General features: G+C 52.9%; 15 protein-coding genes. 9 read left to right on the forward strand and 6 right to left on the reverse strand.

Features of this window, described 5'->3' with window-relative positions; all coding sequences use genetic code 11:
* Positions 1-75: 75 nt before the first annotated feature.
* Positions 76-2,205, reverse strand: coding sequence for a peptidylprolyl isomerase (locus EDB95_RS03445; RefSeq protein ID WP_133990605.1), 2,130 nt, complete (start codon positions 2,203-2,205; stop codon positions 76-78).
* Positions 2,206-2,789: 584 nt separating this feature from the next.
* Between EDB95_RS03445 and nadA the strand changes: the two genes are divergently transcribed.
* Positions 2,790-3,809 (forward strand): quinolinate synthase NadA, encoded by a 1,020-nt coding sequence (gene nadA, locus EDB95_RS03450; RefSeq protein WP_133990607.1) that lies wholly within the window; start codon positions 2,790-2,792, stop codon positions 3,807-3,809.
* A 1-nt stretch (position 3,810) separates the two neighbouring features.
* Here nadA and feoB read toward each other — a convergent pair whose 3' ends face one another.
* Complete coding sequence (feoB, locus tag EDB95_RS03455) at positions 3,811-5,922, reverse strand: ferrous iron transport protein B (RefSeq protein ID WP_246073494.1); 2,112 nt, start codon at positions 5,920-5,922, stop codon at positions 3,811-3,813.
* 98 nt (positions 5,923-6,020) lie between these two features.
* On the opposite strand from feoB, the gene EDB95_RS03460 reads away from it, so the two are divergent.
* From EDB95_RS03460 to EDB95_RS03475, 4 genes are read left to right on the forward strand one after another with little or no spacing between them, the layout of a single operon-like run.
* Positions 6,021-7,217, forward strand: a complete 1,197-nt coding sequence (locus EDB95_RS03460; RefSeq protein WP_133990611.1) for a hypothetical protein — start codon at positions 6,021-6,023, stop codon at positions 7,215-7,217.
* Positions 7,214-7,648, forward strand: coding sequence for an IPExxxVDY family protein (locus EDB95_RS03465; RefSeq protein WP_133990613.1), 435 nt, complete (start codon positions 7,214-7,216; stop codon positions 7,646-7,648). Before EDB95_RS03460 ends, EDB95_RS03465 begins: the two co-directional genes overlap by 4 nt.
* A 2-nt stretch (positions 7,649-7,650) precedes the next feature.
* A complete protein-coding gene (locus EDB95_RS03470; RefSeq protein WP_246073495.1) occupies positions 7,651-7,899 on the forward strand; it encodes a 4a-hydroxytetrahydrobiopterin dehydratase in 249 nt (82 codons plus the stop codon).
* A gap of 51 nt (positions 7,900-7,950) precedes the next feature.
* Positions 7,951-10,344, forward strand: coding sequence for a S9 family peptidase (locus EDB95_RS03475; RefSeq protein ID WP_133990617.1), 2,394 nt, complete (start codon positions 7,951-7,953; stop codon positions 10,342-10,344).
* A gap of 263 nt (positions 10,345-10,607) precedes the next feature.
* Here EDB95_RS03475 and rho read toward each other — a convergent pair whose 3' ends face one another.
* Positions 10,608-12,563, reverse strand: a complete 1,956-nt coding sequence (rho, locus tag EDB95_RS03480) for a transcription termination factor Rho (protein ID WP_133990619.1) — start codon at positions 12,561-12,563, stop codon at positions 10,608-10,610.
* A 240-nt stretch (positions 12,564-12,803) separates the two neighbouring features.
* Here rho and asnS point away from each other — a divergent pair, with 240 nt between their 5' ends.
* Genes asnS through chrA form a run of 3 tightly spaced genes read left to right on the forward strand, consistent with a single transcriptional unit; the run spans position 12,804 to position 16,434 of the window.
* The gene (gene asnS, locus EDB95_RS03485; RefSeq protein ID WP_133990621.1) at positions 12,804-14,240 is read left to right on the forward strand and encodes an asparagine--tRNA ligase; all 1,437 of its coding nucleotides are present in this window, start codon (positions 12,804-12,806) and stop codon (positions 14,238-14,240) included.
* Positions 14,241-14,249: 9 nt separating this feature from the next.
* Entirely contained in the window at positions 14,250-15,194 is a 945-nt protein-coding gene (locus EDB95_RS03490; RefSeq protein ID WP_133990623.1) for an isopenicillin N synthase family dioxygenase, read from the forward strand.
* 19 nt (positions 15,195-15,213) lie between these two features.
* On the forward strand, positions 15,214-16,434 hold the full coding sequence (gene chrA, locus EDB95_RS03495) for a chromate efflux transporter (RefSeq protein WP_133990625.1): 1,221 nt from the start codon (positions 15,214-15,216) through the stop codon (positions 16,432-16,434).
* A 33-nt stretch (positions 16,435-16,467) separates the two neighbouring features.
* Here chrA and nadD read toward each other — a convergent pair whose 3' ends face one another.
* On the reverse strand, positions 16,468-17,037 hold the full coding sequence (nadD, locus tag EDB95_RS03500; RefSeq protein ID WP_133990627.1) for a nicotinate (nicotinamide) nucleotide adenylyltransferase: 570 nt from the start codon (positions 17,035-17,037) through the stop codon (positions 16,468-16,470).
* A complete protein-coding gene (locus EDB95_RS03505; RefSeq protein ID WP_133990629.1) occupies positions 17,034-17,285 on the reverse strand; it encodes a FeoA family protein in 252 nt (83 codons plus the stop codon). The genes nadD and EDB95_RS03505 overlap by 4 nt, the downstream gene beginning before the upstream one ends.
* A 78-nt stretch (positions 17,286-17,363) precedes the next feature.
* On the opposite strand from EDB95_RS03505, the gene ybeY reads away from it, so the two are divergent.
* Entirely contained in the window at positions 17,364-17,801 is a 438-nt protein-coding gene (gene ybeY / locus EDB95_RS03510) for an rRNA maturation RNase YbeY (RefSeq protein ID WP_133990631.1), read from the forward strand.
* On the opposite strand, the gene EDB95_RS03515 is transcribed toward ybeY, so the two are convergent.
* Entirely contained in the window at positions 17,796-18,443 is a 648-nt protein-coding gene (locus EDB95_RS03515; RefSeq protein WP_133990633.1) for a hypothetical protein, read from the reverse strand. The two genes, ybeY and EDB95_RS03515, sit on opposite strands and share 6 nt — an antisense overlap.
* Positions 18,444-18,561 lie beyond the last annotated feature (118 nt).

Raw genomic sequence — 18,561 nt, forward strand, 5'->3', positions numbered from 1 at the left:
AAAAAACCCCCTCTCGCGAGGGGGTCTAAGCCAGCTTTGGTGAAGCTGCGCCGGCAAGTGGCGCTCAGTATTGGCTTAATAAAATTTGATACGATTGTCCTTGATGTTCGCCGCCTCGTGTAACCCTTCGAGTGCGTTGTAACCGACGGCGTTGCGCATCATCCCTTCCATATTTGTGCGGAGCAGGGTATAGTCGTTGTTTTGGTTAGGGACGCTGATGACACCGTTGGTCTGCACGACGAAGACACCCGTATTGCCCTTGAAGGGAGCGGAGGCTTTGTTGAGGTTGGCCTTGTTAAAGGCGGAGCCGATGACCTTCGGTTCGTTTCCGAGGTTGGGGACAAAGGTGGAGCCAAAGCCCAGGCTGTCCTGGTTTTGTACGGTAACGGCGTATTTGGCGGCGGCCGAGTTCAGGTCTGTAACCGTCCCCAGTTTGGCGATGATCTGTGCTGCTTTTTTATCGCGGCGAACGGAATTTTCCACCAGTGTACGGGCATAAGAACCGGAAGGAAGACCGGCGTCCTGTATTCCCGTGAGCACGGCCACGACAAAGTTATTCCCATAAGATTCGGGGTCGCTGACCGTACCTACCTTGTTGTCAAATGCCCATTTGACGAGCTGGCGGGCGGAACCGAGACCCTGTACCTGGTAGTCGGTTTCTTTGACCGTCCCGGCGCGGGTAACCACCTTGTGTTTACGGGCAATATCGTCAAAAGCACTGCCGGAAGCGGCCTGGGCATCTGCTGCAAAACTGGTGGCGGCTGCATTGGCGGCGTTGGTGGTTTCGTCGCTGGGGACGATTTCCTTCGCCAGGTAGGCTACCTTATAATGCGGTTCAATGTTCTTTTGGTCCAGGATTTCGATCAAGTGATACCCGTATTCACTCTTCACCACTTTCTTCTCCCCTTTTTTGCCGTTGAAGCAGAAGTCAGAAAAGGCCGGCACCATTTGGTTCGCCGTAAAGTAACCGAGGTCTCCGCCTTTTTCCTTCGACCCTTGGTCATCCGACAGTTTTACGGCAAGGCTGTCAAAATTCGCGCCGTGCTCGATCAGGGTCTGGATGCTATCGATCTTGTGTTTGGCCGTGCTGTCGTCCAGGATCGTCTGACCCGAGCGGGGGTCGGTGGTCGCGATAAGAATATGGCGTGCCCGTACGGAATCCGGCAGGTCTTTTTTATCGATCATTTTCGCCAGGACATAGTTGCTGTGGTCCAGGTAGGGACCGAAGATACCGCCCACGGGAAGTTCCATAATCGTATCCTTGTTGGGTACCTGCAGGGCCGTTTTGGCAACAAACCCGTCGTAATAGGAAATGGCGGAACCGCTTTGGTTCAGATAGGCACCGGGATCCTTTGTATCGGCCAGACCGGTTTCCAGCTTCATCAGGTCGCCCAGGGCGTTGGCACTGTCTTTCGAAGAAGGGTCCCCATCAAAAACGACATACGTCAGGTTCCTCGATGCCTCGGTCGTTTTGAACTCGGCCTTATGGTCCTGGATATAGGTGTCTATTTCCGCATCGGTGACCGGGAGACTGGTATCCGGGATCAAGGCGAAGGGAATATTGACATAAGAAATGTTGGCCTGGGCGCTGTTATCCTGGTTGTCTTTGGCTGCCAGCCATTTGGGATAATATGCGGCCCCTGCAAGGAGGTACAGGTACTTGGTTTTCAGCGCCTGTTTGGCGACGACATTATATAAATAGTCCGTAAATGCCTGTTTACGCTGGTCGGTAGCAGGTAACCGAAGGATGGCCTGAACCTGCTCCTGGAGGCGGGCCGGATCGTACTGCCCGGTTTTAGGATCCGTCCCCAATTGACGAAGCTCCTGCGTAGGGTTTGTATAAATCAGCGTTTTCAACTCATTATCGGTCACTGTCAACCCCATCTTATCCGCCTGACCCTGTAGGATCATCTGCTCTACCATCTGCTGCCACAGCGTGTTGTTGATCTCTTCCCTCAACACATCGGTGACCGGCATGCCTTGCTGCTGGTACCGTTGCTCCGCGCTCTTTACCTGGTTTTCAAAGGCGACGTACTCGACCTCCTGACCATCTATTTTCCCCACTACCGTCGTGTTCTTTCCAAACAAACTCCCTCCTGTTCTCTGGCTAAGCGCGTCGATCAATATAAAACCCACCATGGCAATGGCGATCGCCCCGATGGCTGCCGCGGCGTACTTATCCCTGATTTTCTGAATGATTGACATATATATACTGTATCCACCGTTTTTGGTGAGGGGGCAAACCTACAGGAAAAATCGTTATGGACCTTTCCCGGGGCCCAATTTTTGGGGAAAACCGGTGAAAAGCTCCCAAAAACGCACATGAATCCCCATAAAATCACGGATCTTGGAGGAAACTGACCCTTTTATGGTTCCACGCGTGGAACCTTCAAAAGATTTGCACCACACCCCGTTGGTAACACTAAATTAATGTGGATAAACCCCCTTTTTCCACGTTCCGGTCAGTGCATAAAAGGAGAAGAATTTGGGCTTCAACGATAGGTTGCCCAAAACCCGGGGGAAAACGCCCGGTTTATGCCCACCGGCCAGTCGGTTGTCCACAGTCGCACAATCCGCAAAGTTTTCCAGACCCTGAATTTTCCCCTTCTGTTAATAAAGTAGTAAAACGCAAGATGGAGAAACATGTAGTATGTTAGTCCAATGTGGATTGCCGTGAATAACCGGTTATCATCTAACTTTGTAAATATTGAAACGTGGGTTATCCACATATCCACACGACTAATAATAATAGGTTCTTTTAAATAAATAAAGAAATTACTATTAATACTATGGAAAACTTCGTGCTTTCGGCCGCCCGCAAAAATCTGGAAAATGTGGGCTATCTTGACCTCGATTTGGATCCCGGCAAGGACCTGTTCCAGGAGATTGAACGTTTAAAGCGGGAGAAGAACGCGATCATCCTGGCGCACTACTACCAGGAACCCGACATCCAGGACGTGGCGGATTACATCGGGGACAGTCTCGGGCTGGCGCAGGCGGCCGCCAAGACCGAAGCGGACCTGATCGTTTTTGCTGGAGTGCATTTTATGGCGGAGACGGCCAAGATCCTCAACCCCGGCAAGAAAGTCCTCCTCCCCGACCTGAAGGCGGGTTGTAGCCTGGCCGATTCTGCTCCTGCAGGGCCGTTTCGGAAGTTCAAGGAGGCCCACCCGGACCATGTCGTGATTTCGTACATCAACTGTACCGCGGAGATAAAAGCATTGAGCGACATCATCTGTACGTCCTCCAACGCGGAAAAGATCATCGAGAGTGTGCCGGCGGATCAACCCATTATTTTCGCGCCGGATAAAAACCTGGGGGCGTATCTGAACAAAAAGACGGGTCGCAACATGCTGTTGTGGAATGGATCCTGTATGGTGCATGAGATTTTTTCGCTGGAGAAGATCACCCGGTTAAAGGTCAGGCATCCGGAAGCAAAGGTGATCGCCCATCCGGAATGTGAGGATGCCGTTCTAAGGGTGGCGGAGTTTATCGGTTCCACGACGCAATTGTTGAAATATACACAGAAAGACAGCGCCCAGGCCTACATCGTAGCGACCGAAACGGGCATCCTTCACCAGATGCAGAAAGAATCACCGTTAAAAACCTTTATACCCGCACCGCCGACCAATAATTGCGCCTGTAACGATTGTCCGCACATGAAGCTGAATACGCTGGAGAAGGTATACCTCTGTATGGAATACGAGCTCCCGGAAATCACCATGGAGGAAAACCTGAGGCTTGCCGCCAAAAAGCCCATCGAGCGGATGCTGGAGATCAGCCGGAAGGCGGGGCTGATCGGCGGGTAGCTTACCCGAAAATCTGGAAGGCGATAAAGCTCATGAAATACGCCAAACCAGTCATGTAAACGAACTGGAAGAGGGGCCATTTCCAACTCCGTGTCTCCCTTTTGACGACGGCCAGCGTGCTCATGCACTGCATGGCAAGGACGTAAAAGATCATGAGGGACAAACCCGTTCCCAGGGTATAGACTTTTTGACCGTTTTCTTTTCGGGCCTGGTCCATTTTTTCCTGGAGGGTCAGCTGGTTTTCCGAATTGTCTTCCCCAACGCTGTACAGGGTAGCCATCGTGCCCACGAATACCTCCCGGGCGGCAAAAGACGTGATCAAGGCGATCCCGATCTTCCAGTCGAAACCCAGGGGCCGGATGACGGGTTCTATGGCTTTGCCAAGCCGGCCGGCATAGGAGGCGGCGAGGAGGTCGGATTTCTTGCTTTTTTCGTAGTCATCCACGTGTGCGGTATCCGTTTTTTCAAGGGCGGCATAATGGTCTTTTATGCGCGCCATGCCGGAACCGGGTCCGAGAGAGCTGAGCGCCCAAAGGATCAGGGATATGACCATGATCACCTGGCCGGCGTCCTTTAGGAATATCCTCGCCTTTTCCCACATGGTCATAAACATGTTTTTCCACCGGGGTGCGCGGTATACCGGGAGTTCGAGGATAAAAAAGCTGCGCTCGCGGATCTTGATGAGGCGTTTGAAGACGAAGGAGACGGTCAGGGCAAAGACGACGCCCAGCAGGTAAAGACCCATCATAACGAGGCCCTGGAGGCTCAGGAAGCCCAGTAAATAGTGCCGGGGGATGACCAGGGCGATGAGGATGGTATACACCGGTAAACGGGCGGAACAGCTCATCAGGGGGGTTACCAGGATGGTGAGCAGCCGTTCCTTCCGGTTTTCGATGTTACGGGTGCTCATGATGGCGGGTACCGCGCAGGCAAACCCGCTGATCAATGGCATAACGCTTTTGCCGTTCATACCCACCTTTCTCATCAGTTTGTCCGTAAGAAAACTGATGCGGGCCATGTACCCCGTATCTTCCAAAAGAGTAATCAGGCCAAAAAGGATCATGATTTGCGGGACAAAGACCATGATGCCGCTCAGACCGGCCAGAATGCCGTTGAGTAAAAGGTCGCTCCACCAGGAAACGGGCAGAAGATTGCCCAGCCACCCGGTGAGTTGGGCAAAACCCCACTGGATGGCGTCCATCGGGTATTGGGCAATCCAGAATATACTTTGGAAAAGCAGAAATAAGACCGCCAGCAGAATGACATAGCCCCAGCGTTTGTGTAGGAGGATCTTATCCAGGTGTTCGGTGAACAATGCCTTTTGAAGGGGATCCGTTTCGACCACGCTATTGGCCATGACCTGTTTGATACGGGCATAGCGCTGCATGATTTCCTCGGCCTGGACCTTGGTGGTGTTAAAGGGTGTTTGGGTCCGGACGGACTCGACGGCCGTCCTTAGAGAGGGCTCCAGGTCGATATGGGCGTAGTTGATCAGGTAGTGGATGGCGGTATAATCGCTGATCGAGGGGAACTGATGTTTCAGTTCGGCAATGGGTGCGGACGCCAGCTCGGCATTGGCAATAAAGTCCCTGGACGGCGCCCGGTATTGATGCCTGGCCGTTTGCTCGATGGCTTTGCGGAGCTTGTCGAGGCCCTTTTCCTTGCGGGGGTTGATCGGGATGACGGGGACCCCCAGGTCCCTTTCCAGACCGGGTATGTCGATTTCTATCCCCTTTTTACGGGCGATGTCCATCATGGAGAGCCCGATGACCAGCGGGATCTTGAGGTCTATGATTTGGGAGCAAAAAAGAAGGTTCCTTTTCAGGTTGCTGGCGTCGGCGATCAGGACGACCAATTCGGGCCGGGTGGAGGGGTCCGGGTTCATCAATACTTCATAGGTTACCCACTCGTCCGCACGTTTGGGATAGAGACTATAGGTACCCGGCAAGTCTATGATGTTGGCGGTGAGGTGTTCGCCTATGGTTGACGTCCCCGTTTTTTTATCCACGGTGACCCCGGGGAAGTTCCCCACCTTTTGTTGGAGACCGGTAAGGGCGTTAAAAAGGGAGCTTTTGCCGCTGTTGGGGTTTCCTACGAGTGCTATATTGATCACGCGCAAAATTAACTCAAAAGCCGTCTTTCCAATTTCCGCAATCAGGAATTTCTACATTTGCACAAATATTGCATGGTCCAATGAAAAGATCCTCCAGGATGAAGAATATAATCTTCTGGGGCGCTTGCCTCCTCTCCTGCCCGGGGTTCGCCCAAAAGTTAAAAAGGGCGGACAGGGACATTGCGACCGAACTGTCTTTATATGGACAAAACCTCCGGCCCGACTCGGGTTTGGAAGATAAAACACCCCCCGCCTGCACCTTTATGTCCACCGAGCTGGCCAGGTCCGGTTTGACAGCAAACGGCGATGCTGGTGGCTTTTTACAGGTGGTACACATCGACGAGGGGAGGGAGATTGCTTCCCGTTGTTCGCTAAGCCTCGATGGGAAGACCGCCGTGCCGGGTACGGATTTTTTCCCCCTGGTGGGCTCTCCGGACACCCATACCGGGGGAAGTACAGGTATCTCTTTGAATGAGAAAGGGTTGCCTTGGATTTATGACCTTCGATACGACCTTGAAGGCGGAAAAGGCGATCCTGCCTTTGACATACATAAGATCCTGATGGCAAAGGCGTCGGAAGCAAAGGCCAGGGGGGCCACGGCTCTTTTATTGTACAATTCTTCTTCCTTACCTGACGGGTTCCGGTTTGACGCGAAAGATAAACACAGCAGCTATGTCCTGCCCGTAGTGTATATCAATAAACGGCTAAGCGCAAAAGTCTTTAAAGATCCGACCGCCTATGTCGACGTAGACCTTACCGTGGCGACCGATGAAAAGGCCTATAACCTTTACAATGTCGAGGCGTATGTGGATAATGGCGCGGACAAAACCGTTGTCCTGGAGGCGGCCTATGACACGACCGCCGGTGCTGCAGCGCTGTTGGCACTCGCCCGCCTGGTGAAACACGCCGGCTGGAGAAAGCACAACTACCTCGTCCTTGCCTATACCGGCGGGCGGCAGGAGGAGGCGATGAACGCTTATTTTGCAAACCACCCCGGTCTGCAAAAGGAGAAAGTGGACTATGTCGTCGACGTCGATGGGTTGGCCAGCCCGGATCCCGGTCAGCCGGAATTGACCGTAAGGGTGTGGAGGGGAAGGGACATTTGGAAAAAAGCATTTTCAGGGGCGAGGGAAACCTATTTACGGGTGGTCTATCAGGATGTCCCCGGTGACACGCTGGGCATACCCGGTGTTATCGTTTTTAGTACCGGCAAACCGGGGGCACCGGGTTACGACGGAGAAGCCCTTGCACTACGGTATATCTTCAACAGCCTTGCATCGGTAGAGAAAAAATGAAGTTCAAGCTTGACATCAGCCAGATGGCGTCCGACTTTTTTGACGACGCCCGCCTTCTGGGGATCGTCGCGCCCGTAAAGGACTACCAGTTTTGCTGGCAGCTCAACCACGCACTGCGCCTGGACTTCAGGGTCAACAATGACCTGGAAATACAGTTGAGTAAAAAGGACAGGAATTATTTCTTTGCCATATTCGAATATGCAGAGCCCATAGGTTCCCTAAGACACTATCTCTACAACAACCAGTTCGACGGAGAATACCTGTTGCCTGAATTTAAGCACCTGGATTTTCTTTGGCTGGCAAAGGGAGACGACATCAGGGAAGCCGAATGGACGAGCCTGCAACAGGAGATCCGCAAGATAGGAGGCGTACAACTGGTGATGGAATTGGCTACGGCGTCCATCCGGAACAAGCAACACTTAATCTTCTAAATATGTGGACGGAAACCGACAATAGCCTTCGCAGGACCCTGACGTTTTCCAATTTCTCCGAAGCGTTTGCCTTTATGACACGGGTCGCCCTCGAAGCAGAAAAAAGGGATCATCACCCCAGCTGGACAAATACGTATAACACGGTAGAAATCCGTCTGAGCACCCACAGTGCGGGCAACGTCGTGACGGCAAAGGACAGGGACCTCGCTGCTGCGATCGACAAGCTCATTCCACCGGGCGTAAAAGGATAGGTGGTAAGTGCTTATGCAGTCGATTTGTTAGATTTATGACAAATCGAAGACATGGGAAAAATAGTCCTTCTCTGCCTGGGGCTCTTTACTTTCGTGGCCGCCCGGGCACAGGAACTCACCGTTCAAAAGATCATGCGGGACCCCAAATGGATCGGGACGTCCCCTTCCGGTGTGTTCTGGTCCCCCGATGGTAAACAGGTTCTTTTCGACTGGAATCCGGACGGGGCAGCGTCGGATTCGCTCTTTGGCATCGCTTTACCTGCCCGTGTGCCCGTCAAGATCCCGTTTCTTCAGGCTGGATTACTCCAGGCTCAATCTGAGGGCAGTTACAACGTTGCCAGGACGGAGCTGGTATACAGCTATGAAGGGGATATTTTCCTCATGGACATAAAAGACGGCCGGATCCATCGGCTCACACATACCGCGGAGGCCGAATTTGCCCCGGCTTTTGCACATCACGACGGCTGGATTGTCTACAGGAGCGGGGAAAACCTTTTCGCATGGGACCGTGTGGCGGGTGAGCTCCTGCAATTGACCAATTTTGCACACGGAGGGGAGGTGGCACCTGCGGCCCGGGGACCTCGTAGAGGGACAGGCGGTGCTGCCGTTGCTGGTGACCCCCAGGAGCAATGGCTCATTCGCGAGCAACTGGAATGGATGCAAGTCGTCAAAGAACGCCACGACAAACGCGAGGCAAGGGATGCTTATTTGAAAGCGGAAAAGAATCCGGATACGCTGAAGGTGATCAACACCGGCGAAAAAACCGTTCGCGGACAGACGCTGTCCCCGGATGGACGGTTTGTCACCTACTCGTTATACGAGGCCCCTACCCCGGCGGGTAAGGCGACCATCGTCCCCAATTATGTTACCGAAAGTGGTTTTACAACGGATATACCTGGCCGGACAAAAGTCGGTGAACCCCAGGGCCGGTATACGTTTTTCGTATACGACCGGGAGCGGGACACCGTTATGGAGGTAAAGGCGGATAGCCTGCCCGGTTTCACGGACGAACCGGAATATTTGAAAGACTATGCTCCCCGTCACCTTCACCGCTCCGTTATCTTTGAAGGGCCTTATTGGAATGAGAGCGGCACACAGGCGATCATAGATATTCGCACCCAGGACTTCAAAGATCGCTGGATCGTCGCACTGGATCCTGCCCATGGAACGATACAGTCGTTGGATCATCAGCGGGACGAAGCCTGGATCGGAGGCCCCGGCATTGGCTGGCTCGCCAGGGCTTCCGTAGGCTGGATCGACGACCACACCTGTTGGTACCACAGCGAAGCAACCGGTTATTCCCACTTGTATGCGTTTGACCTGCATAGCCATACCGCCAAAGCATTGACCAGCGGAAACTATGAAGTCCAGCGCGCCGTCCTGAGCAACGACAAAAAATACTTCTTTATCCAAACCAACGAGGAACACCCCGGTAAACAAAATTGGTACCGCCTCGCCGTTACCGGTGGTTCGGCGGAAAAGATCACCGGCATGACGGGTGAATACGAGGTGACCCTGTCCCCGGACCAACACTGGATCGCCTATCTCTACAGCTATATCAATAAACCCTGGGAACTTTATCTACAGGAAAACGCGCCTGGAAAAAGTCCTGTAAAGATCACCTGCAAATCCATGAGCACCGAGTTCAGCGCCTATCCCTGGCGTGACACCCGGATCTTTACCATCCCCGCCCGGGACGGCAAAAATATATACGCCCGGATCTATGACCCCGCACCCGGCAAAAAGAACGGGGCCGCCGTCATTTTTGTACACGGAGCGGGATACCTCCAAAATGTGCACTATGGATGGAGTTCTTATTTCAGGGAATACATGTTCAACAACCTCCTGGCGGATAAAGGATACACCGTACTGGACATCGACTACCGCGCCAGCTCGGGGTATGGAAGGGACTGGAGGACCGGGATTTACCGCCACATGGGTGGAAAAGACCTCGACGACGAAGTGGATGCCGCCCACTACCTCGTACGCGAGCTGGGCGTCGACTCCACCAGGATCGGTATGTACGGCGGCAGCTACGGCGGTTTTATGACCCTCATGGCGTTATTTACAAAACCAGGCGTCTTTAAAGCCGGCGCCGCCCTACGCCCCGTCACCGACTGGGCCCACTACAACCACGGCTACACCGCCGCCATACTTAACGAGCCCTACACAGACAGTATCGCCTACCGCAGGTCCTCCCCTATCTTTTTCGCCTCCGGCTTCCAGGACCATCTACTACTGTGTCACGGCATGGTCGACGAAAACGTCCACTTCCAGGACGACGTCCGTCTGGTACAACGCCTGATCGAATTGGGCAAAGACAATTGGGAACTCGCCGTCTTCCCCATGGAAGACCACGGGTTCGTAGAACCCAGCAGTTGGACCGATGAGTACAAACGGATTTTAAAGCTCTTCGACACGAACCTTTGCCCTCCCCGGCCCTAGATCCAGCCGAGTTGTGTTCCCCGACCACAGATCCGACCGCGTTTAAGGCAGAAGGGTATGTCTTTTTTCCACTTTTCCGTAGGGATGAGGCATTCAATGAGTGTTTAAACCCTACGGAAAAGTGGAAAAAAGACATACCCTTCTGCCGGCAAGGCGACCGGGTTTCGGTTCGAGGAACCAGGGTCCGAGATACCAATTAGTGGAAGTGAAAAAAAAGAGCGATCGAAGGGACCGCTCTTTGAAAATATGGTATAAAACGAGACTTAGCTGTTCATGGACGCGAGGAACTCTTCGTTGTCTTTCGTGCCCTTCATGCGCTTAAGAAGTTCGTTCATGGACTCTTCGGCGTTCATGTCGGAGAGGTACTTGCGGAGAATGTACATCCGTTGCAGTACGTCGCGGTCGAGGAGGAGGTCTTCGCGGCGCGTAGAGGAAGCGTTGAGGTCCATGGCGGGGAAGATGCGCTTGTTGGCCAGGCGGCGGTCGAGTGCCAATTCCATGTTACCGGTACCCTTGAATTCTTCGAAGATAACTTCGTCCATTTTGGATCCGGTATCGACCAGGGCCGTTGCAAGGATGGTCAGCGAACCACCGTTTTCGATCTTACGCGCGGCGCCAAAGAATTGTTTGGGCTTTTGCATCGCGTTGGCTTCCACACCACCGCTGAGTACTTTACCGGACGCGGGTGCCACGGTATTGTGGGCGCGGGCGAGCCTCGTCAGGGAGTCCAGCAGGATCACGACGTCGTGACCGCACTCTACAAGACGTTTTGCTTTTTGAAGAATGATGGTGGAGACCTTTACGTGTTTTTCGGCGGGTTCATCGAAAGTAGAAGCAACGACTTCGGCGCGTACGCTCCGTTCCATATCGGTAACTTCTTCAGGACGTTCGTCGATGAGAAGGACGATCAGGTAACACTCGGGGTGGTTCTTTGCGATGGCGTTGGCCACTTCTTTGAGGAGCATCGTCTTACCGACCTTTGGCTGGGCCACGATTAAGCCGCGCTGGCCCTTACCGATCGGCGTAAAGAGGTCAATTAAACGCGTCGAATAATTGGAGCTGCCGTTTGACAGGTTGAGCTTTTCGAACGGGAACAACGGCGTCAGGTAGTCGAAAGGAACACGGTCCCTGACTTCTTCCGGGGTTTTGCCGTTGATCGTTTCCACTTTTAAAAGAGCGAAGTATTTCTCGCCTTCTTTCGGAGGACGTACGGTCCCATTGACCGTATCCCCTGTTTTGAGACCAAACAGTTTGATCTGCGAAGGGGAAACGTATATATCGTCGGGAGAACTCAAGTAGTTGTAATCGCTGGATCGTAAAAAGCCATAGCCGTCGGGCATCATTTCCAGAACGCCTTCGCCTTCTACGACGCCGTCGAATTCGATGTTGAAATTCGTGTCCCTGCGTTGAGGATACTGCCGCGGGGTGACGGGTGAAGAAGCGTCTTCGAGGTTGGAAGGGTCCGATTCTTCCACGAGGCTCAGCATGTCGTTTTGCAGACGCGTGGTATCCGGCGTCTGGCCGTTTTCGCCCTTGTCGCGGTTGCGGTCTTCGCGGCCTTCTCTATTGCCGCGCTCATCGCGGCTTGCGCGATCTTCGCGGTTGCCGCGCTCGTCGCGGCCCTCTCTGTTGCCGCGGTCCTCTCGACCGGAGCGATCGTCCCTGTTGGAACGTCCTTCGCGGTGCGCCCTGTCTCCTTTTTCCTCGCGGTTGCGCTCTTCCTGTCCTTCACGGTGTCCGCGTTCATTGCGTTCAGTACGCTCGGGGGCCGGGGCGGCGGCGGTTTCTTCGAGGGCCAGTTGGGTTTGTGCCTCTTCTTTCTTTTTACCGGGTTTACGGCCCCGTTTGCCCGCTTCTGCGGCGGCGGCTGCGGCAGCAGCGGCGACGGGTGCTGCGGGGGAAGCGGCTTGGGCAACAGTGGCGCCCTTATCTTTACGTGCGCCCTTTTTGTGGTCTTTTTTCGGGGCGGGTTCGGGTTCGTTGGATTCGACGATAGCCTCTTCGGTGGTATTGCCGGTGGTGGCTTTTACGATGCGTTTGCGTTTGGTTTTATCGCCCGCTTCGGGCTTGGTTTCGCTGGCGATTACTGCCTGCTTATCCAGTATTTTATAGATGAGTTCTTGTTTGTCCAGTTTCTTAGTGCCGGGGATATTTAGCTGGTCCGCAATGTCGTGCAACTCAGGAACGAGCATGTCGTTCAGTTGAAGAATGTCATACATAAACAAAAGTGCATTGAAATATTTACTACGGTTGTGTAACTCCACTATCCGTGGGGGGAGAAAAGTGGGGGTTAAAAAAAGATTTGAGAAATGAACCTGATCGGAATGTGAAAAAAAGCACGGGGTGAGTGAGCTTTCTAAGTTGCAATTTTACATATAAAACGGCGAAAACAAAAAAATTTTTCCACACTTAACGAATTATTGGGCTTTTGGGCGCTTTGTTTTAGGTTTGCTTTCTTTATGTTACAAAAGCGAATAAAAATCAAGGACGCGCTGGTTTTGGCGCCTGTAGGATCGTTCATTACCGTGATGGGTTGGGTAAGAAATTTCCGTAGTAACCGGTTTATCGATATAAACGACGGGTCTTGTAATGCCAATCTTCAGGCTGTCCTGGAGTTTGAAAAGGAGGACCCCGCGCTGTTGCGCAGGATTACAACGGGTGCGAGTGTCAAGGTATCCGGGGAGCTGGTGGCTTCCCAGGGCAAAGGACAACGGGTAGAATTGAAGGTGGACCATGTGGATATCTTTGGGGACAGCGATGCCTCGGCTTATCCCCTGCAGCCCAAACGCCACAGCCTGGAATTTTTGAGGGAAATTGCCCATTTGCGCTTCAGAACCAATACGTTCGGAGCCGTATTCCGGGTCCGGCATGCGCTGGCCTTTGCCGTACACCAGTTTTATAACGAACGGGGTTTTTTGTATTTGCACACCCCTATTATCACCGCTTCAGACGCGGAAGGTGCCGGGGAGCTTTTCCGTGTTACAACACTGGATGCCGCCAATCCGCCGTTGACCGAAGACGGCCGGGTGGATTTTAAACAGGATTTTTTTGGAAAACCCACCAACCTGACGGTCAGCGGGCAACTGGAAGGGGAATTGGGCGCTATGGCGTTCAGTGAGATATACACCTTTGGACCCACGTTTAGGGCGGAAAACTCCAACACGGCCCGGCACCTGGCGGAATTCTGGATGATTGAACCGGAAATGGCCTTTTGCGACCTAGAGGATAACATGAATCTCGCCGAGGAATTTATCCGGTACATCATTTCCTATGTCATGAAGCACAACGAGGAAGACCTGCAATTCCTCGACAAACGCCTGGAGGAAGAAGAAAAGACAAAACCCGAAGCAGAGCGTTCGGGTATGGGTCTTTTGGAAAAACTGAATTTTGTCGTAGACAATCCGTTTGAGCGGATTACCTATACGCAGGCCATCGACATTCTGCTCCAATCCCCTGCATACAAGAAAAAGAAGTTCAAATTCGACGTCAGCTGGGGTATTGATATGCAAAGCGAGCACGAGCGGTACTTGGTCGAAAAACACTTCAAACGGCCCGTTATCGTCACCAACTATCCGAAGGAGATCAAGGCATTTTACATGCGCCAGAACGACGACGGAAAAACCGTGGCCGCCATGGACATCCTCGCGCCCGGTATCGGGGAAATCGTCGGTGGGTCGCAAAGGGAGGAGCGTTTGGATAAGCTCGTAGAAAGGATGGAAGAGCTCCACCTGCCCCTCGAAGAACTGTCTTGGTACCTCGACACCAGGCGTTTTGGAACCGTGCCCCACGCCGGTTTTGGTCTTGGTTTCGAGCGCATGGTCCAATTCGTCACGGGCATGGGCAATATCCGGGACGTCATTGCCTTCCCCCGGACGCCGAACAATTGTGAATTTTAATAAGCAACCATGAATATACCAAGCGTTGATCTTCAACAGTTTACATCCGGTGGTCCCAAAGACAAAGCCGACTTTGTGGCAAAGTTGGGCAGCGCTTTTGAGGAAGTTGGTTTTGTGGCCGTAAAAAATCATGGAATCCCGCAGCCCCTGATCGATAAGATGTACGGGGTTGTACAGGATTTTTTTGCGCTTCCACTCGTCAGGAAAAGAAGCTATGAGATGCCCTCACTGGCCGGTCAGCGTGGCTACACCTCCTTTGGGAAAGAACACGCCAAGGGTTTTGATGCGCCCGACCTAAAGGAGTTTTATCAGTACGGACAGGAAGTGGAGGATGGGGAAAAAGTGTCTGATGACTATCCCGCCAACGTACTCGTACCGGAAGTACCTGGTTTTGATCAAACTTTTCATAACGCCTACAGGGCTTTTGAAGGATCAGGCACCGCGCTGTTGCGGGCTATTTCGCTTTACCTGGGTCTCGACGTGGGGTATTTCGATGGGTTTGTGCACAACGGCAATTCCATCCTGCGGGCGATCCACTATCCCCCCATCACACAGGAACCCAAAAGTGCCGTACGGGCGGAACAACACGAAGACATCAATTTGATTACGCTCCTCGTCGGTGCTTCCGCTGACGGGCTGCAGATCCTGACGCGTCAGGACGAATGGCTGCCCGTAACCTCACTGCCCGACCAAATCGTGGTCAATGTAGGCGATATGCTCCAACGGTTGACCAATAACCGACTCCGGTCCACCACACACCGCGTCGTCAATCCGCCCAGGGAATTATGGCACACCTCCAGGTTTTCCATACCTTTTTTCCTTCACCCCAAAAGCGATATGTCCCTGGCTTGTTTGCCCGGTTGCGTAGACGCCACCCATGCGAAGGCATATCCCGACGTTACCGCCGGTGAATACCTCGACGAGCGTCTCCGGGAGATCGGTCTGAAAAAATAAATCTGAAAACGCGGTTGCTATGCTCGGTAGACATGGTCCTTTTTTGCGGGCGGTATTTTGGTATAGCATCACCGCATTCGGAGGTCCCCAGGGGCACATGGGGATGATGATCAAGACCTTTGTCAAAAAGCGCCGGGACGTAACGGAAGAGGAGTTGCTCGAATACAGCGCATTTTGCCAATTGCTGCCCGGCGCCTCATCCTCACAGACAGTGACCCTCATTGGATACAAACGTGGCGGCATTCCCCTCGCCATCATTACGCTCCTCGTATGGTTGCTCCCCGCGTGTGTGTTTATGGGCGTGTTTTCCTTCCTTGTCCAATACGTCGACGCAAGGGCCATGCACCGCAATATTTTCCAGTTCCTGCACGCCATGGCTGTCGGGTTTCTGGCCTACGCCGCCACCCGCGTATTCAAGGTCGCGATCAAAAACACCATCACCCGGGTGATCATGGTGGTGGCCGCTGTCCTCACCTATGCCTTTTTCAAAACACCCTGGATATTTCCGATTGTGATCATCCTCAGCGGGGTCGTGACCAACTTTTCCAGCCGGCGTATCCCCCAGATCCCCCATGAACGGAAGAAAATCCGCTGGTCTAACATCTGGCTTTTTCTGCTCGTATTTATCGCCGCCGGTTTTGTCTCGGAGACTGCCCGGAAACAGCAATGGGAACACCGGAGAGCGTATAACCTTTTTGAAAACTTTTACCGGTTTGGCAGCATCGTCTTTGGCGGGAGCCAGGTCCTTGTGCCGATGATGTATGAGCAATTCGTCGTCCGGGATAAGAGCCACTACATGACCGGTGAAGAGCTTCTGACCGGTGCGGGTATGGTCCAGGGTGTCCCCGGCCCGACCTTCTCCGTTTGTTCCTACGCAGGGGGGATGGCACTTCGTAACCGGGGGCCGGCCATGCAGATCCTGGGTTGTATCATTGGAGTGGTCGGTATTTTCCTTCCCAGTCTTTTACTCGTTTTATTTTTCTATCCTGTCTGGCATAATCTGAAGAAATACGCCGCCGTATACCGTTCCCTCGAAGGAATTCAGGCTTGCGTTGTCGGGATCATGATCGCGTCGTTTTTCTACCTGCTCAAGGACGTGTCCCTTATGGACAACCGGACCGTCAGCTACATCAACCTTTTGGTGATCGGCGGCACCTTCGCCCTGTTAAGCTTTACGAAGATCAAGTCGCCGTATATAGTGGCGCTTTGTTTGTTGTTGGGGCTGGTGGTCCCGGTGTAACCGCGCCTTCGCGCCCTTTTGCGAGCTGCGCTACTACCTGTAATAGTTATTTTTCTCTATTTCTGACTCTACCGCCAGGGGGACCAGATAGGTAATGGGTTTGTGCTCTGCCAGGAGTTGGCGGATATGGGAGGCCGAAAGATCCAGGAAAGGCGCCTTTAAGAAGGTTGCCACATGCTCACTTCGCTCCGGTTGCGGGAACCCCGGCCGTTCGTACACATAGACGGGGTAGTTCTCCATGATGAACGCCGCATTATGCCAGTTTGGAAGGTTCCGGTAGCTATCGGACCCCATCAGCAACGTGAACTGATATTGGGGGTATTTTTCTTCCAGATAGGCCAGCGTAACGCTGGTATAAGATGGCTTTGGAAGATGAAATTCTGCATCGGACACCTTTAGCCCCGGATTGTCCCCGATACCCAGGCGGACAAGGTGAAGACGGTGGTATTCGTTGAGAAGGGAAGAAGAAGGCTTGAACGGATTTTGCGGCGTCACGACAAACCAAACTTGTTTTAGCGGTGTTTGGTTGAGGAAGTGTTGTGCAATAATGAGGTGACCGGTATGGATAGGATTGAAGGAACCGAAGTAGAGGCCAACGTTCATTGATTAAAGATAGCTTCATCCTGTAAAACTTCCACCCAGATCATGTCTGCCTCTTCCAGCCGGAGGCTCAGGTTGTACCCGGCAACGGAAATAGAGATCGGGTCTCCCAGGGGGGCAACCAGGTCAATGGTGACAGATTCTCCCGGGACACAACCCATTTCCATTAGTTTTAGGAAGATATCGTCTTTTTCGAAGGAGCGGATAACTGCTTTCTGTCCAACAGGGACCTGGGAGAGTTTTTTCAACATGTTCAACCTTTATCGACGCAAAGCTACCTTTGTAATAAATCTTCTTACTTACGAATTACGGAAATCCCTGGTTTGATTATGATTCGTTTTTCCGACGCTGATATACATTCCCCCTTAAAGGGCCGAAAAGTCCTAAAGGAACACCTCCAGGAACTCTTTCGACGCGAGGGGTTTACCCTCCGGTCGCTACAATACGTCTTTTGTTCCGATCCGTATTTACTTCAGATCAATCGGGACTTTCTTAAACATGACTATTACACCGACATTGTTACGTTCGAGCTCGGGGAAGACCCGGAGGTCATTGAAGGGGAGATCTATATCAGCATCGATCGCGTCCGGGAGAACGCCCGCGACCTCACGGTTCCTTTCCAGCAGGAGCTCCTAAGGGTGATCTTCCACGGAGCCCTGCACCTTTGCGGATACAAAGACAAAACCCCGGCCCAGCAAAAGCAGATGCGGGCAAAAGAGGATGAGAATCTGCGACTTGCCGATGTTCCACGTAGAACAGTTTCATGATGAAACGTCGCCTTTGGCCCCGTCAGACACGCCTCCGGCTTTGTCAAACCGGGCCCCCAGGTCTCGCCCTTCCAGGATAACCGTCATCGGTATTCCCTCGTTTAACTGGGAGAACTCGTATTCTGAGAAGCCGGAAATCATATCAAGGTAAGACCGGTTCCTGGTCAGGAAGGCCTCCTGTTTTCCCGTTTGACCCGGTAGGGCTTGTTCCAGGGCCTCCAGCTTTTGGGCCATGGCCTGGCACACGGGGTAACCCGTCTTTTCATAGAGATTCCTGAAGTGGGTCCGCGCTCCGAGGATGTCCACCTGCTCTGGTTCTCCCTGCGCCTGCACCCGTATATTGATAAAGTTCCAGCAAAGCCTTAGCTCTTCCTCCACCCCAAAGTCGAAATAGGCCACCGGGACAATATGGTCGAATTGCCACCGCTCTGAGAAATTGTTCCAGGTCATACCCTCCCCGAACTGGAGGTGGATCCATTCCCGGAAGCGTTGGATATCCAACCCGAAATAAGGGGCATACGCGGCGCTCCATTTTTGTTCAAGGACGTACCTTCTTAAAGCAATCTGCCACTTCCGTTTCTCGCGGACTTTCAGAACGGAGTCCGTCACCTCCGTTTTTGCGGTCCATTTTTTCCTGCTCATACCTCTGTTTTTTGCTTAAAGATCGGGAAAAATGTTTCATGCTGAAACTGTTCTCCGTGGAACGTTGGGGGGAGTCCTGCGTTAGGCGCCCCGCCCTCCGGGTAATCTCGTACCTTTG

This window comes from Dinghuibacter silviterrae (assembly GCF_004366355.1).
Classification (GTDB): Bacteria; Bacteroidota; Bacteroidia; order Chitinophagales; family Chitinophagaceae; genus Dinghuibacter; species Dinghuibacter silviterrae.